We start from the raw sequence: 16,716 nt of genomic DNA on the forward strand, positions 1-16,716 counted from the left end.
CTTATTGACAAAGAGCCAGTATAACCTAGATTGATTCTTATATCATGATTCAATTGTTCAGTAGTTAATTACAAATCTGACAAAAGATTTTATTTAGATAATCGCTCTTGATCTCCCGTCGGTGAAAGACTGGTGATTTTTTCGATTTGTTCAATTGGTACGATTCGAATTTGTTGTTCTTTGTTTTGCAAACGAATCATCACTCGATCATTTTCAACAGTTTTTGTTGCTACCCAACCAGAAAATGTTTCATACTTATTGCTTAAAGGATTTACGCGTACTTGTAAGATCACTAAACTATTCTGAGCTGCAGCTTTCTGAAGTTCGAGAATGAACTCACCTTGTAACCGTACATTCTCAGCTTTTTCTTCTGTGTCATTCACAAATGAATCAAAAAGTTGAAACGAAGTATTAGTCACTAACTTTGTCAGTTTCTTCATTGGTGATACTGTTTCTTCATCCATTGAATGTACTCCTCTCCTAGCTAAGAATATGTTACTTAATTACTCCTATTTTATCTAATTTTTCTTAAAAAAACAAGAATATAGTTTATTTTATTCCAACTTTTAGTTAAAACAACCAAAGAACACAAATGTTATTTTATATCGCTTTCTAACCATAATTCCAGCCATTTTTCCAAGCCTTCATTGATCAATCGATAGGTTTCTTCAAAGTTATTTGTGTAATATGGATCAGGAACATTTTGTGCTTCTTTACCCATGACCGGACTCAAAAATAGTTGGATTTTGTCTTGTGCCTCAATAGGCGCTAATTGCTTTAGATCAGCGACATTTGATTGATCCATGCCAATGATCCAATCAAAATTCTGGAAGTCTTCTCGACGTACTTGGCGGGCAATCATCTGACGCGTATCCACGTGCTCTTTTGCCAATATAGCTTGGGTACCAGGATGAGGAGCACTACCTACCTCATAGGTACTCGTTGCAGCAGAATCAATGACGAAGGAATCCGCCAAATCTTTTTCTGCCACTTTCTTTTTTAATAACCCTTCTGCCATGGGTGAACGACAAATATTTCCCAAACAAACAAATAATACTTTCGTCATAGCAATCTCTCCTTTTTATTCCTACTTGATGGAATCGATGAAAAGGTCATTCGTCTCTTGTTTCCATTTCTTCTTCCAGTGCATACAACCGATACGAATACAATTCGGTATCTTTGGCTAAACGAAAGAATTGCATCGCTACTTCTAAAGGTGTTTCTGTATAGCCTTGTGTGATCCAGTTGACTAGGACACCACTACAGCCATAAGAGAAGAAGCGGGCATAAAATAGTTTATCTTTCGAAGTGAGTTGCTTTTCTTCATCCATCTGCTCAAATATTTTGATAAATGAGGGCTGGATCAACGCAGAAAATTGCTTTTGTAGAATCTCCTGTTCAGAACTGACGGTACTTGAATAGAAAGGTTTATTTTCAGCAATGGCTTTTAACATCAACAATGCTTGTTCTTCCCAATTGTCGAGAGAAAGTGATTCTGTTTTTAGGTAATGCAGCGAATCTTCATAGTAGACCCAACGCAATAAATCATACTTATCAGTGAAATGATAGTAAAAGGTTTGTCGATTGATGCCTGCTTCTTGTGCGATCTGTTGCACACTGATTTTACGAAAAGGTTGTGTTTCGCACAGCGACATCAAGACTTTTTTGATCATTTGTTTTGTATGTGACGCATCTCCCACATCGATCCCTCCCATCTCTTCAATCAATTTTCTAGTATTTTCTCTTTATTATAGAAAAAAAGGTTACACTTGGTAGTCATATCCAAAGTGTTCGTAAGCATAAGCGGTAGCGATCCGGCCACGAGGGGTACGTTTCAAAAAGCCCTTTTGGATCAAGAAAGGTTCGTACATGTCTTCGACCGTTTCACGTTCTTCTCCGATATTAACAGATAATGTACTCAATCCTACTGGTCCGCCGCCATATAGCTCGATCATCGTACGCAACAATTTTTGATCGACATAATCCAATCCCGCTTGATCGACCTGTAAAAGTGTCAATGCACGGTCAGCAATCAATTGGTCGATCTTTCCGTCTCCTTGTACTTGAGCAAAATCACGCACTCGTTTTAGTAGTCGGTTAGCAATTCGTGGTGTCCCACGAGAACGGCGCGCGATTTCTAATGCACCTTCTGTAATGATCTCTGTTTGAAAAATATCAGCAGATCGTAAAACAATTTCTCTTAGGTCTTCTTCTTCATAGTATTCCATATGCGAAATGATCCCGAAACGGTCACGTAAAGGGGCAGAGAGCATCCCTGCGCGAGTCGTTGCACCGATCAAAGTGAACGGTGGTAACGGGAAATGAACGGGGTGAGCGGTCGGCCCTTGCCCTACCATGATATCTACATAGAAATCTTCCATTGCTGAATAAAGCATTTCTTCTGCCACACGAGGTAAGCGATGGATCTCATCGATAAACAAGACATCCCCTGCTTCTAACTCATTTAAAATCGCCACTAGATCTCCTGGTCGTTCGATTGCTGGACCACTCGTCGTACGGATATTTACTTGCATCTCGTTGGCAATGACCATAGCCATCGTTGTTTTCCCTAATCCTGGAGGACCATATAACAAAACATGATCTAACGGCTCTTCTCGATTACGAGCAGCTTCGATATAGATACTTAATTCTTGTTTTACTTTATGTTGACCGATGTATTGGGCAAGTAATTGAGGGCGTAAAGATTTTTCTAAACTTAATTCATTCTCACCGGGTTCTGGTGAGAGAAGATGTTCATCTGTCATCAAGCGTCCTCCTTACTTTTTCATCATCAATTTCAATGCTTGTCTTAAATATTCATCCGTTGTTTGATTATCGATTTCTTTGAGTTGTTTTTCCACACGTTTGATTTCACGGTCACTGTAGCCAAGAGCCGATAAAGCTTCCATTGCCTCTGATAAGGCACTTGCATCTTGCTCAGTTACTTCGTCAAATAAAGTAAACGGTGTGTCGATACTCAATTCGCCGAACTTACCTTTTAAATCCAAGATCATTTGTTGGGCGGTTTTTTTACCTACACCAGGGAACTTCGTCAAATAAGTCACATCGCCGGTCTCCACTGCTTGGATCAAGCCAGAATGGTCTTCGCTTGCCATGATCGCTAATGCACTTTTAGGACCGATGCCTGACACACTGACTAATCGTAAAAACAATTGTTTTTCTTCAAGCGAATCAAATCCGTACAGCAAATGTGCATCTTCACGAATGACTTGATGAACATAGATCTTTACTTCTTTATCTAACTTACTGCTATACCGATAAGGGTTGCCTAACGCAATCTGATAGCCTATTCCTTGCGTTTCTATCACGATATAATACGGACTGATAAAAGTCACGATGCCTCTTAGATATTCATACATTGAAAATTCCTCTTTCTTTCGCACACATACGTTCCCATATTTCTATCCATTGTAGCATACTTTGCGATTTAAAAAAAGTATTCCCGAAAACAGAACTACGAGTTTAGATCTTTGATAAAGACCCAAACTCGTAGTGTATTCCATCTGTTTATTAGCGATTGATCGAGGCATGTCCAATCATTTCTTCATGTTGTACTTTGCCTGATTTACTTAATGAGAAATCAGCCACTTTATCCATGTTTGTTAGCACAACTAAGACATCTGTTTGTTTACCAGCTTGTTCAACAGCAGCAAGATCCATCTCTGCTAATTGCGTGGTTGGTGAAACTAGATCTCCTTCTTTCACCAAAACATTGAACGGTAACCCTTTCAACTCAACGGTATCAAGCCCCATATGAACAAGAACTTCTACACCCGTTTCACTTAAAATGCCGATTGCATGTTTTGTTTCAAACACACTAGTTACTTTACCATTGACTGGCGCATAGATTTTTTGATCGTCAGGAACGATCGCATAGCCTTCACCCATCATTTTTTGTGAGAAAACTGGATCATTCACGTCTGTAATTGCTTTGATTTGTCCGTCTGCAACGGCGAATAGCTCTTCATTTGCAGTGGCAACAGCAGCTGTTCCTGCTGGTTCGAAGTTTTGTGTAGGAATCGATACACCTTCCGCAGTTTGTAAGACACTTGCTTCTTCTGGATTGACTGGATCTAATTTATTCAAGATCCCTTTACGTCTAAAGACTACTGTTAAACCAAAAGGCACGATGATTGCGATGATCATTGCAATCGTGAATGGCAACCAAGTTTGTGCTTGGATCGCTAAGATTCCTGGCAAGCCACCAACACCAATAGCATTTGCTCGAACATCCATCAAGTTTGCAAACATCCCTGCAACACCAGAACCGATCATTGCAGCTACAAATGGATAAACATATTTCAAGTTGATCCCAAACATTGCTGGTTCCGTTACCCCTAGATAACAAGAAATCATCGCTGGGATAGAAACTTGTTCTTCTTTCTTATTGCCACGGTGCAAGAAGATGATTGCTAGTACAGCAGATCCTTGTGCAATATTTGATAAAGCGATCATTGGCCATAAATTAGTTGAACCAAAGTCAGCAATCAACTGCATATCGATCGCATTTGTCATATGGTGCAAACCTGTGATAACTAATGGTGCATATAAGAAACCAAATAATGCACTGAATAACCAGCTGATCGATGAAGTCAATCCAGTATTCACGATGGATGAAATCCAGTTACCGATTGCCCAACCGACTGGACCTAAAACCACATTAGCAGCGATAACTGTTGGTAATAGTGAGAATAGCGGCACGAAAATCATTGAGATCGATTGCGGAATATACTTGCGGAAGAAAATCTCTAAATAGGCAAGCAAGAATCCGGCAAGCATCGCTGGAATGACTTGCGCTTGGTAACCAATCATTTGTACTTGTGCAAAGCCAAAATCCCAAAACGGAATATCTGCAGCGGCAGTTGATGCGACACTATAGGCATTTAATAATTGCGGTGAAACCAAAGTAATCCCTAAAACAATTCCTAAAATCTGTGTCGTTCCCATTTTCTTTGCAATACTCCAAGTAATCCCTACAGGTAGGAAATGGAAAATCGCTTCTCCTGGTAACCATAAGAATGAATTGACACCATTCCAAAACGTAGAACTTTCTGCAATCGTTCCACCTAAACTCTCAAATTGGATACCTTCCAGCACATTACGAAATCCTAAAATCAAACCCCCAACAATGATTGCTGGAATCAATGGTGTGAAGATTTCAGCTAGAACTGCAATTGCTCGTTGCAACGGATTAAGATTCTGTTTTGCCGCCGCTTTACTTTGTTCTTTTGAAACGCCTTCAACTCCTGATACCGCAACAAAGTCATTATAAAATGTTGATACATCATTCCCGATGATCACTTGGAATTGACCGGCATTGGTGAACATTCCTTTTACACTGTCAATCTCTTCGATCTCAGCTTCATTTGCTTTTGCAGGGTCATTTAAAACAAAGCGCATACGTGTCGCACAATGGCTAACTGCAGCGATATTTTCTTTCCCGCCGACTCCTTTTAACAGCTTCTCGGCATCTGCTTGATATTTCCCCATAACATAAACCCCTTTCATTTGACTTGTTTATACAAGTTGCTTTGTACTCACACTATAATGTTTTTCTTAACAAATTGCAAGCGTTTTATGTTAAAAAAGAAAATAATTTGAAATCGCTCTTATCCTTGCCATAGAAACATCGATCTTCTGTCTAAGTCCAGTTTGAAATCTACATATAGCTGTAGTATAGTGAATAAGCGAAGAATGAATGATTGACCAAAGGAGAGGAACGATGAACAAATTCAATGAAATTTTTTTAGACTTAGAAAAGAAAATCTTAGACAAAGAGTATCCTCCTCATACTTTATTACCCAGCGAAAATCAATTGATCAAAATCTATGGTGTTTCACGGGAAACAATTCGTAAAGCACTTAATCTATTGACGACAGAAGGATATATCCAAAAGAAACAAGGAAAAGGATCGATTGTTTTAGACCGAAACCGTTTTGATTTTCCGATTGCTGGACTAACAAGCTATAAGGAACTTCAAGAAAATCAACATATTCCGAGTGAAACGATCGTACAAACACTGGAAGAAACAGTGGTCGACAAAGAATTACACAAAGTAACTGGCTGGCCAGTCGATACACCTGTCTGGCATTTAGTCCGTCAAAGAAAAATCAATGGCGAAGTCGTGATTTTAGACCGAGACTATTTATTAAAAGAAACCGTTCCTACTTTGACTAAGGAACAAGCAGCCAATTCGATTTATGAATACTTTGAAAATGAGCTAGATCTCTCCATTGCCTATGCTCAAAAAGAAATCACCGTCGAACCAATCGATGCCAGTATCTCGGAGTCTATGGATCTCCACGACGATCCTTACGTCGTGATCGTTCGCGGCCTTGTTTATTTAGAAAATACTGAATGCTTCGAATACACTGAATCGATCCACCGTCTCGACAAATTCCGTTTCGTGGAATTTGCACGGAGAAGAAGGTTGTGAGAAAGCCGGGTAGCTCCAAGTAATAAGACAGAAAAACGAGCGTGCCTTCTACTGTTCGTTAAATTTCCGCTAAATCGCTAAGCTATCCTCCCTACTTAAAGCAGATTGTTTGCTTCTATTTCAGATGGCAGTATGATTAGGAGACAAAGGGGGCAGTATCAATGAGTAAACCAACCGACACAAACAAAGAGGATTTAAAAGAAACATTATCTCCGATTTCTTATGCAGTGACACAAGAAAATGCGACAGAACGTCCATTTACCGGAGAATACGACGACTTTTATGAAAAAGGGATCTATGTCGATATCGTTAGCGGCGAACCACTTTTTAGTTCTGCGGAAAAGTATGATGCAGGCTGTGGCTGGCCGGCATTTAGCCAACCAATCAGCAGAAAAGACATCAAAGAAAAAGCGGACTTTTCTCATGGGATGCACCGTGTCGAAGTAAGAAGTAATGAAGCTGACTCTCATCTGGGACATGTATTTAATGACGGTCCCGCAGATAAAGGCGGCTTGCGCTATTGTATCAACTCGGCGGCTTTGAAGTTTATCCCTTATGAAGAGATGGATGCTGCAGGTTACAGCGAATATAAATCAATTGTCGAATAAATTGGATGTAACTGAAGTACACTATTAAAAAATAATCAGCCCGCACCTCCCGAAATTGTTCTAATTTGGAGGTGCAGGCTTTTTTTGAAGAAAAGACTTCTGGAATACCGACTATTCAGTTTCAGAAACCACGATATATCTACTATTACCGTCGCTTTTTTTATACTTAATATTCATGCCCACGGAGATTTCCTACTTCCTCAAAACCAGCGGCATTCCCTTTTTGTTGAAAGACTTCCTGCTTGTTTTTACGGAAAATCAAGGTCATCTCTGTGCTCGCTTTTTCACGGATGATCCGACTCATCTGACCTTGTTGTGGTGCCATCAGCGGATGTCCCTCTTTTGCTAAGACTTGGATTTCTAGTTCAAGATTTTTTTGCTTTATTCGAATGATCAGATGATCCTTTTCACGAAAAATAGCCGAAATCTTAGCTCCATCATATGTGGACAAACGATATTCTTCCCCACCGATTTGTAAAACCGAAATGATGCCTAAAAAACCAAAACCTAAAAATGGAATCTCAGCTGCGGAGAAGAAAAAACGAGCATCCGAGGCAACAAACTGATTGCATTGAACCCATAGGTAGGTAGCAGGAAATGAACTTCCCCAGTCCTTTTCCAAATAGCCGACACCATCTGTAAAATCAATCGTTTCTCCATTCCAGCGCAACTCTCCTTTTAACGAATGTTTCATGCTTAAAATGCCATGATAACATTCCATAAAAGATAAATACGAGAAAGGACCCATGATGCTTGGCGCGTAGCGACTTCTTTTCAATGGAATAAATTCCCCATAAGAAATCGTTCCTTCTATTGTCAATGACGGGCTCCGTAAAGCCAGTGTGATCCCTTCCTTACTAAATGTATTCTCACCGATTTTGACAAATAAACGATCTTCGCTTGCCATAAATGCTTCACTGTCAAAATGAAATACTTCCGAAGATTCGTGATTGATCACTTGGATAAACGGGCACTTTTCTCCTTGTTCTCCGATTGAGTAGCCCGGAATAAATGCATAAACTTCATTACCTATTTGGTGCTTGAAATACCAACCTTCAAAAAACGGCGCTTTTTTCGTTTCGCCATGATAAAACTTATCCGTTGTAATCACCTTGTCCACTCCCCTCAGATAAATTAAGTTTACCATGTTTTTTTATAGCTTCTAGTTGATACGCTTGAAGCGAGGGCGTGGCATAAAATCATTCAATTTATCAGTATACGAAAAAACACACGACCCGCTTGGTGACAGACGGATCGTGTGTTTTTCTCATTTTATTCATTAAGACAAAATATCTGCCCATTTCTTCAATGCTTGATTGACTGCGCCGATCGGAAAGCCAACGATACTGTAATAATCGCCAGAAATCGACTCTACAAAAGCCCCTGCGTAACTTTGAATGCCATACGCTCCCGCTTTATCGCGATGATCGCCAGTTGCTAAATACCGTTCGATCTCTTCTTCGGTCAACTCATAAAAAGTAACTGCCGCATGGGAAAGAATGTGTTCTTCTTGAGTTCCGTCACTTAGTACAACGGCTGTGTAGACATCATGGGTGTTCCCACTAAATTTGCGTAACATCCGTTTTGCGTCTTCGTCATTCTCTGGTTTTCCAAGAATTTCGTTTCCTAAAACCACAGTGGTGTCACTGGCAATAACTAACGCTTCTTCATTTTCCTCTTGAACAGCCGCCGCTTTTTCTGTCGCCATCCGTTGGACATAAGCAATCGGGTCTTCTTGTAGCTTAGGTGTCTCGTCGATGTCTGCTGGTTGGATCGTAAATTCGGACACTAATCGACCGAGTAATTCTTTTCTTCTAGGCGATTGCGATGCCAATATTATTTTCATCAAAAAACTTCCTTTCCGAGCCTCCTCGATCAATGCGGGTCTTGGATTCGTTTGAACATTCGTTCCATATCTGAATTTGTAAAGTGGATCAATACCGGACGACCGTGCGGGCAATTGAATGGATTCTCACATTTTGCCAAGTCTTTTAATAATACTCTTGCTTGTGCTTCATTTAAATAGTGATTCGCTTTGATCGATCGTTTACAGCTCATCATGATCGCCGTTGCTTCTCTGAATTTCTTCACACTCACTTCACCAGTCGTCAATAACATATCGATCATCCCTTGAATAATCGCTTCTTCTTCTCCACTTGGGTACCATGTCGGGTGCGCTCGGACGATAAAACTATTCTGGCCAAATTCTTCCAGATAGATTCCTGCCTCTTCCAATAGTTCCTTTTTCTCTTTTAACTTGATGGCATCACTATTGGGATAATCTAAAACAAAAGGAACGAGTAATTCTTGTAAATCATCTGAAACATCACCGATTTTTTCACGGAAATATTCATATTTGATCCGCTCTTGCGCAGCATGTTGATCAATGATGTATAATCCTTCATTGCTTTGCGCAAAAAGATAGGTTCCGTGCATCTGTCCAAAGTATTCAAGCTGCGGAAACCGTTGTGTGGGTACTTCCTGCTCGATCTTATCAATGGCTTTTTCTAAACTACGACTATCTTGAGTCAGATCAAATTCGGGATGCAGTTTGAGTTCTTCTTGCCCACGGTCAGGTTCTGCTTCACTTTCTTCCACTGGATCGTGTGGTTCTTCATAGTTATCAACAGTGGATAAATCAATTGCTTGAAAGTTATCCACTGTTTTTTCTACAAAGTTATCAACACTTTCACCAGAGTTATCCACCGTTTTCTCCTCTTTTTCTGGATAATTCAGTGTATCTTCAGAAAAAACAGGGAGGTTTTCAACATTTTCCACAGACTTATCAACAGGTTGTATCGTTTTTTGTGGATTTTCTTCAACGTAAAACGTGCCCGTTTGTCGGTCAAAATTTAAACTTTGTGGTTTCTTTGTTGGTTCCTCGAACGCATAAGAAAGATCGATTTCGATTTGTTCCGTTTTCGGCTGATCTGCGATTTTTTTCTTAAAGCGAAGATTATCTGCTGCACTAGGAATCAGATTTTCTTGACTTAGCGCTTGTTGGATCGCTTGTGTGATCAGTTCGGTCAGTTCTTTTTCCTTCGATAAGCGGACTTCTTGCTTCGTTGGATGGACATTCACATCGACAAGTAACGGGTCCATTTTGACTTCTAACACAGCGATAGGAAAACGCCCCACCATTAGTTTCGATCCATAACCGGCCACGATAGCTTTATTCAATGAAAAGTTCTTGATAAAACGACCATTGATGATCGTCGATAGGTAATTCCGACTCGCTCGAGTGACTTCTGGTAAAGAAACGTACCCTGAAACTTCAAAATCAAGATCTTTTGCTTCGACTTTTAACATTTTTTTCGCTGTCGAAAGTCCATAGATTCCTGCAATCGTTTGTTTCAAGTCTCCATTACCAGCTGTGGCGAGCATCTTATTGCCGTCATGAACTAAGCGAAAGGCGATGTTAGGATGACTCAACGCCAGTCGATTGACGATATCCCCTATATTGGCTAATTCTGTTTGCAACGTCTTGACGTATTTTAACCGTGCTGGTGTGTTGAAAAACAAGTTGCTCACTGTGATCTTGGTGCCTTGTCTTAATGGTGCAGGGCGATGCGTCAATACTTCCCCACCTTTTAATTCAAGATAGGTCCCTTGTGTTTCTTCTTGGTTTGCTGTCTCGATCGTCAGCTCCGAGACAGACGCAATACTAGGAAGAGCTTCCCCGCGAAACCCTAATGTACGAATGCGAAACAAATCATCACGGTTATGGATTTTACTCGTCGCATGTCGTTTGAACGCATTTTCAACATCGTCTGCTAAGATACCTTCCCCGTTATCGATGATTTGGATTTTTTTCAAACCGGCTTCTTCTACCAGAATATCGATTTGAGAGCTATGGGCATCAATGGCATTCTCAACAAGTTCTTTCACAACAGAAGCTGGTCGTTCAACCACTTCTCCTGCTGCGATTTGATTGGCTAAGCGTTCGGATAATTCCTGGATTTTCGCCATTGATCAGCACCTTCTTCCTATAATTGTTTTTGTAATTCGTACAATTTATTCAACGCATCCATTGGGGTCATTTCTAAGAGATTCAATTGTTTCAACGAAGAAATGACCTGAGTTTCAGCTTCCGTCACTTCGCCAAATAAGGACAATTGTTGACTCTCTTCGTTGACATAATGCGTTTCTTGATCTGTTGGTGTCATTGAATAGTCACGTTTTTTCGTGACAGATGCTTCAAGAGCAGAGACATGATGTGTCGTTTCCCCTGACTCTAAAAAGGCTAAGATCGCAGATGCACGTGTCAATAATTCATCTGGCAGTCCCGCAATCTTAGCTACATGGATCCCGTAACTTTTGTCTGCTGGACCGTCCATCATCTTGTGTAAAAACACGACGTCGCCATCTTTTTCGACTGCCCCGACGTGGACATTTTTCAATTGTGGTAATTCTGTATCAAGCACCGTCAGCTCGTGGTAGTGCGTAGAAAATAATGTTTTGGCTTTGACGTGTTGATGGATATACTCGATGATCGCCTGTGCTAATGCCATCCCATCATAGGTTGCTGTTCCTCGACCAAGTTCATCAAATAATATCAAACTATTTGGTGTCGCATGACGTAAGGCTTGGTTGGCTTCCATCATTTCTACCATAAAGGTACTTTGTCCCGCAATCAAATCATCACTCGCACCGATCCGAGTGAAGATCCGATCAAAAATCGGCAACACTGCTTTTTGTGCAGGAACGAAACAACCCATCTGTGCCATCAAGACCGTCAATGCTAATTGACGCATATACGTACTTTTACCAGACATATTTGGCCCAGTGATCAGCAAGATCATCTCTTCTTCTGACATGATCACACTATTGGGAATGTATTCTTGATGCCCCAACACTTTTTCTACCACCGGATGACGTCCTTCTTCGATCACTAGCGTCTTTTGGTTCGTCAATTCTGGACGGACATACTGATAGCGTTCACTGATCGTCGCAAAGCTTTGCAAGACGTCCACAGTACTCAATGATTTTGCTAAGGTTTGCAATGGCTGGATTGCTTTTTTCACTTCTTCTCGAACGGCTAAAAAGAGTTGATACTCCAAATCGACTGATTTTTCTTCAGCTTCTAAGATTTGTGTCTCTAATTCTTTTAATTCAGGTGTGATAAAACGTTCCGCGTTTGCTAACGTTTGTTTTCGTTCATATTTTTCCAGTTCAGCATTCATCAGGTTGGCTTTCGTAATTTCAATGTAGTAGCCAAACACTCGGTTAAAGCCAACTTTTAAATTTTTGATCCCTGTACTTTGACGCTCTCTAGCTTCCAATTCTGCTAACCATTGTTTGCCATTTCTCATCGCAGAACGATAGGTGTCTAACTGTTCATTAAATCCGTCTTTGATGACATTTCCTTCGGTGATCTGTAAAGGCGGCTCATCTTGGATCGCTTGTTCGATCAGTTCAACCAATGTATCCATCGGTTGCATATCTTGCAACAACTCTGTCCATTGCCCTTTATCGATACCTGCGATCAATTCACGGATCATCGGCACTTGCTGGAGCGATGTTTTTAATTGGATCAAATCTCGACCATTGACATTGCCAAAAGCGACTCGCCCAGCTAAACGTTCCAGATCATAGACTTTCGTCAACGCACTCTGCAAATCAAGCCGTTCAAAATAACTATCGATCAGCGATGCCACCATTTCTTGGCGAGCAGTGATTTGATGGGATTGGATCAACGGGCGATCGAGCCATTGTTTTAATAAACGTCCACCCATCGCTGTTTTTGTTTCATCTAATAGCCATAGTAGCGTGCCATGTTTTTTTCCTGTACGGATCGACTGACTTAATTCTAAATTGAATTTAGAATAATAATCCATTTTCAAAAAATGATCCGGTTGATATTCGACCGCTTTTTGGATATGTGCCAAACTTCTTTTTTGCGTGACTGCTAAATAAGTCAGTAATTTCCCAGTCGCTTCTTTTTCTAATTCATCCGTCAACTCACTCGTTAGAAAACTGAATTCCGCATTTTCTTCTACACTTTCTTGTTTTGAGAAGACTAAACCAAGTCTAGTGCTTAGTTGTTCATATAATGTTTCGCTGATCTCTGTTCCTAGAATCAGTTCTTTTGTTTGTAAAGCAGAAGTTTCATTCAAAACAGCTTCTTCATCGACCAAACGAGCCGTTTTTAGCTCGCCTGTACTCAAATCTGCGTAGGCAAAACCAAAAGCAGAACCCTGATTGACCACTGCCGTCAGGAAATTGTTGTCTTTGGCTGATAGTCCTTTACTATCCATCACTGTTCCAGGAGTCACTAATTGCACGACTTCGCGTTTGACCATTCCTTTGGTCGTTTTAGGATCTTCGACTTGTTCACAAATCGCCACTTTGTATCCTTTTTCGATCAAGCTATCGATATATCCTTGCGCCGAATGATGTGGGACACCACACATTGGGATAGGATCATCTGCATTACGATTGCGGCTTGTTAAAGTCAGTTCTAAGATTTGCGCTGCTTTGACAGCATCTTCGTAAAATAATTCATAAAAATCTCCGAGACGATAGAACAAAAAAGCATCTTGGTATTGTGCCTTGATGCTTAGATATTGTTCCATCATCGGAGTGTTCTTAGTTTTTTGAGGCATTTTGCTCCTCCTCTATATACTCATTGATTTCATTTTGGATCATTTGAGTCAAATGGTGCAACAACTCATTTGCTTCCATCAATTGACGGCGATAAGCAATCACTAAAGGATATTCATCGATTGCTTGCGTCAAGACCTCGATTCGTTTGATGGCTTCTTTTTCTGCTTCTTTTTGTCCGTAATGCGCATATTGTACGGCATCTTTTTGTGCTTGCTTCAATGCTTCTGTTTGTTCATTCAAGTAATGACTATGTTTGACTTTATGTTCCAATTCTTGATAGCGTTTGATCGTTTCATTCTTTTTTAAAAGAGTCGCCAACTGATCGACTTCTAATTGGATCGTCATTTCATCCTGCACAGATTTTCTCACTTTCTACTCTCTATAAGGGCGGTCCTCATTGATTTGGATCAATTCGATTGCTTTCGCTTGCCCCGTCTGGTCGTCAATATCTAAGATACAGCCACTTAAGATTCCTCGACCTTGTTCTACTACTTCAAAACGTTTTGGTAACGCCGTTAAGAATTTTTCAATGACCGATTCACGGCGCATCCCTAAAATCCCATCATATGGTCCTGTCATACCAACATCCGTCAAATAAGCCGTTCCTTGTGGCAAGATGCGCGCATCATTCGTTTGAACATGGGTATGTGTACCGACCACCGCAGACACTTTCCCGTCTAAAAACCAACCCATCGCTTGTTTTTCACTCGTTGTTTCGCCGTGAAAATCAACAAAGATGATCGGTGTTCTTTTACGAGCTTCTTCGACTAACTCGGCCATTTTACGAAATGGATCATCTAAATCAACCATAAATGAACGAGCTTGCATATTGATGACTGCTAGCTCCAATTGATTGACTTTGACAAAGACAATCCCTTGTCCAGGCGTTCCTTCTGGAAAATTTGCTGGACGAACCATTTTTTTCGCATCATCGATAAATTCAAAAATATCCCGATTGTCCCATGTATGATTTCCCATCGTTACGACATCTACGCCATCTTGCAGAAACTTCTTATAGATTTTCTCTGTGATCCCACGACCAGATGCCGCATTCTCACCATTAACGATCGTCATTTGTGGACGATATTTTTTCTTCAAACGAGGGAGATATTCTGTAATCATTTCTCTACCCATCGCACCTACTACATCACCGATAAACAATACCCGCACACGATTTCCTCTTCTCTTCTAACGTATCTTATATTATAAGTGTTTTAGTAAAGAAAGGAAAGAGGTTTTGACACTCCCACGACTTAAGGCACAAGCCTCATTCCTTCGGGATTGAGGTGGGATTCTTTGGTGCTAAACCGTACGCTGTCCATTTCTGATTTGTACTAGCCCAAAGCTAAGGGTATGCCAATACCCCATCCTAAACCAGAGCATATAGCTGTTTAGGCTACTTGACTTTTACCATCAAGTACAGGTGCATAAATAATATTTTTAGCACCGACAACATCACGATGTCCAACATAGCCACAATTAGTACAATGATACCTACGGTCTTTTGCATGATGTTTATGTCCGCAATCTGGACACCTCTGACTTGTATAGGCGGGATGAACATATTCAACTTTGATACCTACTAAATATGCTTTGTATTCGATATAAGAAGCTAAACGATAGAATGACCAATTACTTAAAGAATGGTTGTTTTTACGACTTTTTCTTGTCTGTTTGCGAATATTCGCCAGTTTTTCTAAGCGAATCATTCCCACATTGTGGTTGATCGCAAAATCTATGATTTCACGACTAATTTTATGGTCTTGGTCTTTCATCCAACGTTGTTCTTTATCTTTAGATTTTTTTATAGCATTCAGCTTTTTAGCATGACCTAATTCTTTCCTACGGGAGTTATGATAACGACGAACATATTTGTTCATTCGACCATTACCAGCAAACTTAACTTCATGTTCATCTGTGCAACATACTGCAGGTATTTTTATCCCTAAATCTACACCCATTGTTTTAACAGATGTCGTTATTCTTTCTGAAATTTCAATCGAAATTTGGGCTATGTACTTATTCCCTTTTTTAGTGATCCTTAGTGTACCGACTTTACTCGCTTGATTTAACAACGAACGTTCATACGCTGAGATGGTTGCGGGAATTTCAATTTTTTTAGATGTACCACTAATCACAAAAGGCATACGGATGCTCGACGGACAAACAGTGAAGTTTTGATTATTCCATATAATCACTGGCTTTTTCAATACAGGAATCTTTTTAAATTTGCTTTTCTTTGCTTTTTGAAAAACAGATTTGGCATCACGAATCGCTTGATTTTTAACAGCACTATTGAGGGAAACGTTGATGTCTTTAGATGACTTTTTGGTGATTTTTTCATTACTCACCATTTCTGAAACAAGAGAATTAACTGTCGCAATATAGACCAAAGAAGAAGAGCGGATTAACTCTCTATCTGATTTCGTCGGTTCCAGTTTTATTTTCACTGTCATGGATTGAGTCATTAAAAGGTCACCTCTTTCGTTGATTTTCAACATATCGTTTGATTGTTTAACTAGATACATTTCCTGCGGTGGATACGAAATAACTGCGTGTCCACAGGCTAGGCATCGCTTTTAGCTCTGGGAATTCATCACGCAAAATTCTTGAAGTTCCACCTTTCACTTTCGCTATTATATCCGCAGGACTATACGTTGGGCGTGCATTTAAGAATAAATGACAATGATCCTTATCTGTTTCTAAAGCAATAATTTTAAATTCTTCATTTTCAGCAATTTGATTGATCAACTCTTTAAATCGCTTATCTAATTTTTGATTTAGAAAAATCTTTCTACGGTATCGAGGACAAAAAACGAAATGATAGTTGATGAAGCTTAAGGTTGTTTTGGTTCGGCGATAGTCTTCCATAGCAAAAACATACCACCTTTTCGTATGTATAACCATTACAATTACGAAACAAAGACAATTAAAAAACGAGAAAGCACATAGTTTTAGGTCTTCGAGTTCTCTAAGGTGAACTTTCATACCTACTTCACTATCCTCCCACGATTAAAAACCGTGGGCTTTCTCGTTCAGAAGTTC

At 40.0% G+C, this 16,716-nt stretch carries 16 protein-coding genes; 2 read left to right on the forward strand and 14 right to left on the reverse strand.

Annotation, left to right across the window (positions count from 1 at the left end; translation table 11 throughout):
* Positions 1 to 89 precede the first annotated feature (89 nt).
* The 6 genes from JZO83_RS13010 to treP form a co-directional block, all read right to left on the reverse strand.
* Positions 90 to 464: a hypothetical protein gene (locus tag JZO83_RS13010; protein WP_206854454.1), complete on the reverse strand. Its 375-nt coding sequence runs from the start codon at positions 462 to 464 to the stop codon at positions 90 to 92.
* Between the two features lie 131 nt (positions 465 to 595).
* Positions 596 to 1,066 (reverse strand): low molecular weight protein-tyrosine-phosphatase, encoded by a 471-nt coding sequence (locus JZO83_RS13015; protein ID WP_207116024.1) that lies wholly within the window; start codon positions 1,064 to 1,066, stop codon positions 596 to 598.
* A gap of 46 nt (positions 1,067 to 1,112) precedes the next feature.
* Positions 1,113 to 1,700: a TetR/AcrR family transcriptional regulator gene (locus JZO83_RS13020; protein WP_207116025.1), complete on the reverse strand. Its 588-nt coding sequence runs from the start codon at positions 1,698 to 1,700 to the stop codon at positions 1,113 to 1,115.
* Positions 1,701 to 1,763: 63 nt separating this feature from the next.
* Positions 1,764 to 2,765: a Holliday junction branch migration DNA helicase RuvB gene (gene ruvB, locus JZO83_RS13025; protein ID WP_104871807.1), complete on the reverse strand. Its 1,002-nt coding sequence runs from the start codon at positions 2,763 to 2,765 to the stop codon at positions 1,764 to 1,766.
* A gap of 12 nt (positions 2,766 to 2,777) precedes the next feature.
* On the reverse strand, positions 2,778 to 3,380 hold the full coding sequence (ruvA, locus tag JZO83_RS13030) for a Holliday junction branch migration protein RuvA (protein WP_206854462.1): 603 nt from the start codon (positions 3,378 to 3,380) through the stop codon (positions 2,778 to 2,780).
* 151 nt (positions 3,381 to 3,531) lie between these two features.
* Entirely contained in the window at positions 3,532 to 5,511 is a 1,980-nt protein-coding gene (gene treP / locus JZO83_RS13035; RefSeq protein WP_206854466.1) for a PTS system trehalose-specific EIIBC component, read from the reverse strand.
* A gap of 232 nt (positions 5,512 to 5,743) precedes the next feature.
* On the opposite strand from treP, the gene treR reads away from it, so the two are divergent.
* A complete protein-coding gene (gene treR, locus JZO83_RS13040) occupies positions 5,744 to 6,457 on the forward strand; it encodes a trehalose operon repressor (protein WP_207116026.1) in 714 nt (237 codons plus the stop codon).
* A 161-nt stretch (positions 6,458 to 6,618) separates the two neighbouring features.
* The gene (gene msrB / locus JZO83_RS13045) at positions 6,619 to 7,065 is read left to right on the forward strand and encodes a peptide-methionine (R)-S-oxide reductase MsrB (protein WP_206854472.1); all 447 of its coding nucleotides are present in this window, start codon (positions 6,619 to 6,621) and stop codon (positions 7,063 to 7,065) included.
* A 166-nt stretch (positions 7,066 to 7,231) separates the two neighbouring features.
* On the opposite strand, the gene JZO83_RS13050 is transcribed toward msrB, so the two are convergent.
* From JZO83_RS13050 to tnpA, 8 genes are all read right to left on the reverse strand, one after another.
* Complete coding sequence (locus tag JZO83_RS13050; protein ID WP_207116027.1) at positions 7,232 to 8,176, reverse strand: tocopherol cyclase family protein; 945 nt, start codon at positions 8,174 to 8,176, stop codon at positions 7,232 to 7,234.
* A gap of 168 nt (positions 8,177 to 8,344) precedes the next feature.
* Positions 8,345 to 8,911: a Maf family protein gene (locus JZO83_RS13055; protein ID WP_207116028.1), complete on the reverse strand. Its 567-nt coding sequence runs from the start codon at positions 8,909 to 8,911 to the stop codon at positions 8,345 to 8,347.
* Between the two features lie 29 nt (positions 8,912 to 8,940).
* Positions 8,941 to 11,034, reverse strand: a complete 2,094-nt coding sequence (gene mutL, locus JZO83_RS13060) for a DNA mismatch repair endonuclease MutL (protein ID WP_207116029.1) — start codon at positions 11,032 to 11,034, stop codon at positions 8,941 to 8,943.
* 17 nt (positions 11,035 to 11,051) lie between these two features.
* Entirely contained in the window at positions 11,052 to 13,670 is a 2,619-nt protein-coding gene (gene mutS, locus JZO83_RS13065; protein WP_206854484.1) for a DNA mismatch repair protein MutS, read from the reverse strand.
* Positions 13,654 to 14,028 carry a YlbF family regulator gene (locus JZO83_RS13070; protein ID WP_206854776.1) on the reverse strand — a complete coding sequence of 125 codons (375 nt, stop codon included), beginning with the start codon at positions 14,026 to 14,028 and terminating at the stop codon, positions 13,654 to 13,656. The genes mutS and JZO83_RS13070 overlap by 17 nt, the downstream gene beginning before the upstream one ends.
* Before the next feature lie 15 nt (positions 14,029 to 14,043).
* Positions 14,044 to 14,841, reverse strand: a complete 798-nt coding sequence (locus JZO83_RS13075) for a TIGR00282 family metallophosphoesterase (RefSeq protein WP_207116030.1) — start codon at positions 14,839 to 14,841, stop codon at positions 14,044 to 14,046.
* 221 nt (positions 14,842 to 15,062) lie between these two features.
* Complete coding sequence (locus JZO83_RS13080; protein WP_207116031.1) at positions 15,063 to 16,139, reverse strand: RNA-guided endonuclease TnpB family protein; 1,077 nt, start codon at positions 16,137 to 16,139, stop codon at positions 15,063 to 15,065.
* 46 nt (positions 16,140 to 16,185) lie between these two features.
* On the reverse strand, positions 16,186 to 16,542 hold the full coding sequence (tnpA, locus tag JZO83_RS13085; RefSeq protein ID WP_207116032.1) for an IS200/IS605 family transposase: 357 nt from the start codon (positions 16,540 to 16,542) through the stop codon (positions 16,186 to 16,188).
* Between the last annotated feature and the right edge of the window lie 174 nt (positions 16,543 to 16,716).

It is taken from the genome of Enterococcus sp. DIV1298c (genome assembly GCF_017316315.1).
In the GTDB taxonomy this organism is placed as follows: Bacteria; Bacillota; Bacilli; order Lactobacillales; family Enterococcaceae; genus Enterococcus_B; species Enterococcus_B mangumiae.

Excerpts from the sequence above, each read along its gene's own strand:
- JZO83_RS13010 (WP_206854454.1), bottom strand. The coding sequence starts at position 464 with ATGGATGAAGAAACAGTATCACCAATGAAGAAACTGACAAAGTTAGTG.
- JZO83_RS13015 (WP_207116024.1), bottom strand. The coding sequence starts at position 1,066 with ATGACGAAAGTATTATTTGTTTGTTTGGGAAATATTTGTCGTTCACCC.
- ruvB (WP_104871807.1), bottom strand. The coding sequence starts at position 2,765 with ATGACAGATGAACATCTTCTCTCACCAGAACCCGGTGAGAATGAATTA.
- ruvA (WP_206854462.1), bottom strand. The coding sequence starts at position 3,380 with ATGTATGAATATCTAAGAGGCATCGTGACTTTTATCAGTCCGTATTAT.
- treP (WP_206854466.1), bottom strand. The coding sequence starts at position 5,511 with ATGGGGAAATATCAAGCAGATGCCGAGAAGCTGTTAAAAGGAGTCGGC.
- treR (WP_207116026.1), top strand. The coding sequence starts at position 5,744 with ATGAACAAATTCAATGAAATTTTTTTAGACTTAGAAAAGAAAATCTTA.
- msrB (WP_206854472.1), top strand. The coding sequence starts at position 6,619 with ATGAGTAAACCAACCGACACAAACAAAGAGGATTTAAAAGAAACATTA.
- JZO83_RS13055 (WP_207116028.1), bottom strand. The coding sequence starts at position 8,911 with ATGAAAATAATATTGGCATCGCAATCGCCTAGAAGAAAAGAATTACTC.
- mutL (WP_207116029.1), bottom strand. The coding sequence starts at position 11,034 with ATGGCGAAAATCCAGGAATTATCCGAACGCTTAGCCAATCAAATCGCA.
- mutS (WP_206854484.1), bottom strand. The coding sequence starts at position 13,670 with ATGCCTCAAAAAACTAAGAACACTCCGATGATGGAACAATATCTAAGC.
- JZO83_RS13080 (WP_207116031.1), bottom strand. The coding sequence starts at position 16,139 with ATGACTCAATCCATGACAGTGAAAATAAAACTGGAACCGACGAAATCA.
- tnpA (WP_207116032.1), bottom strand. The coding sequence starts at position 16,542 with ATGGAAGACTATCGCCGAACCAAAACAACCTTAAGCTTCATCAACTAT.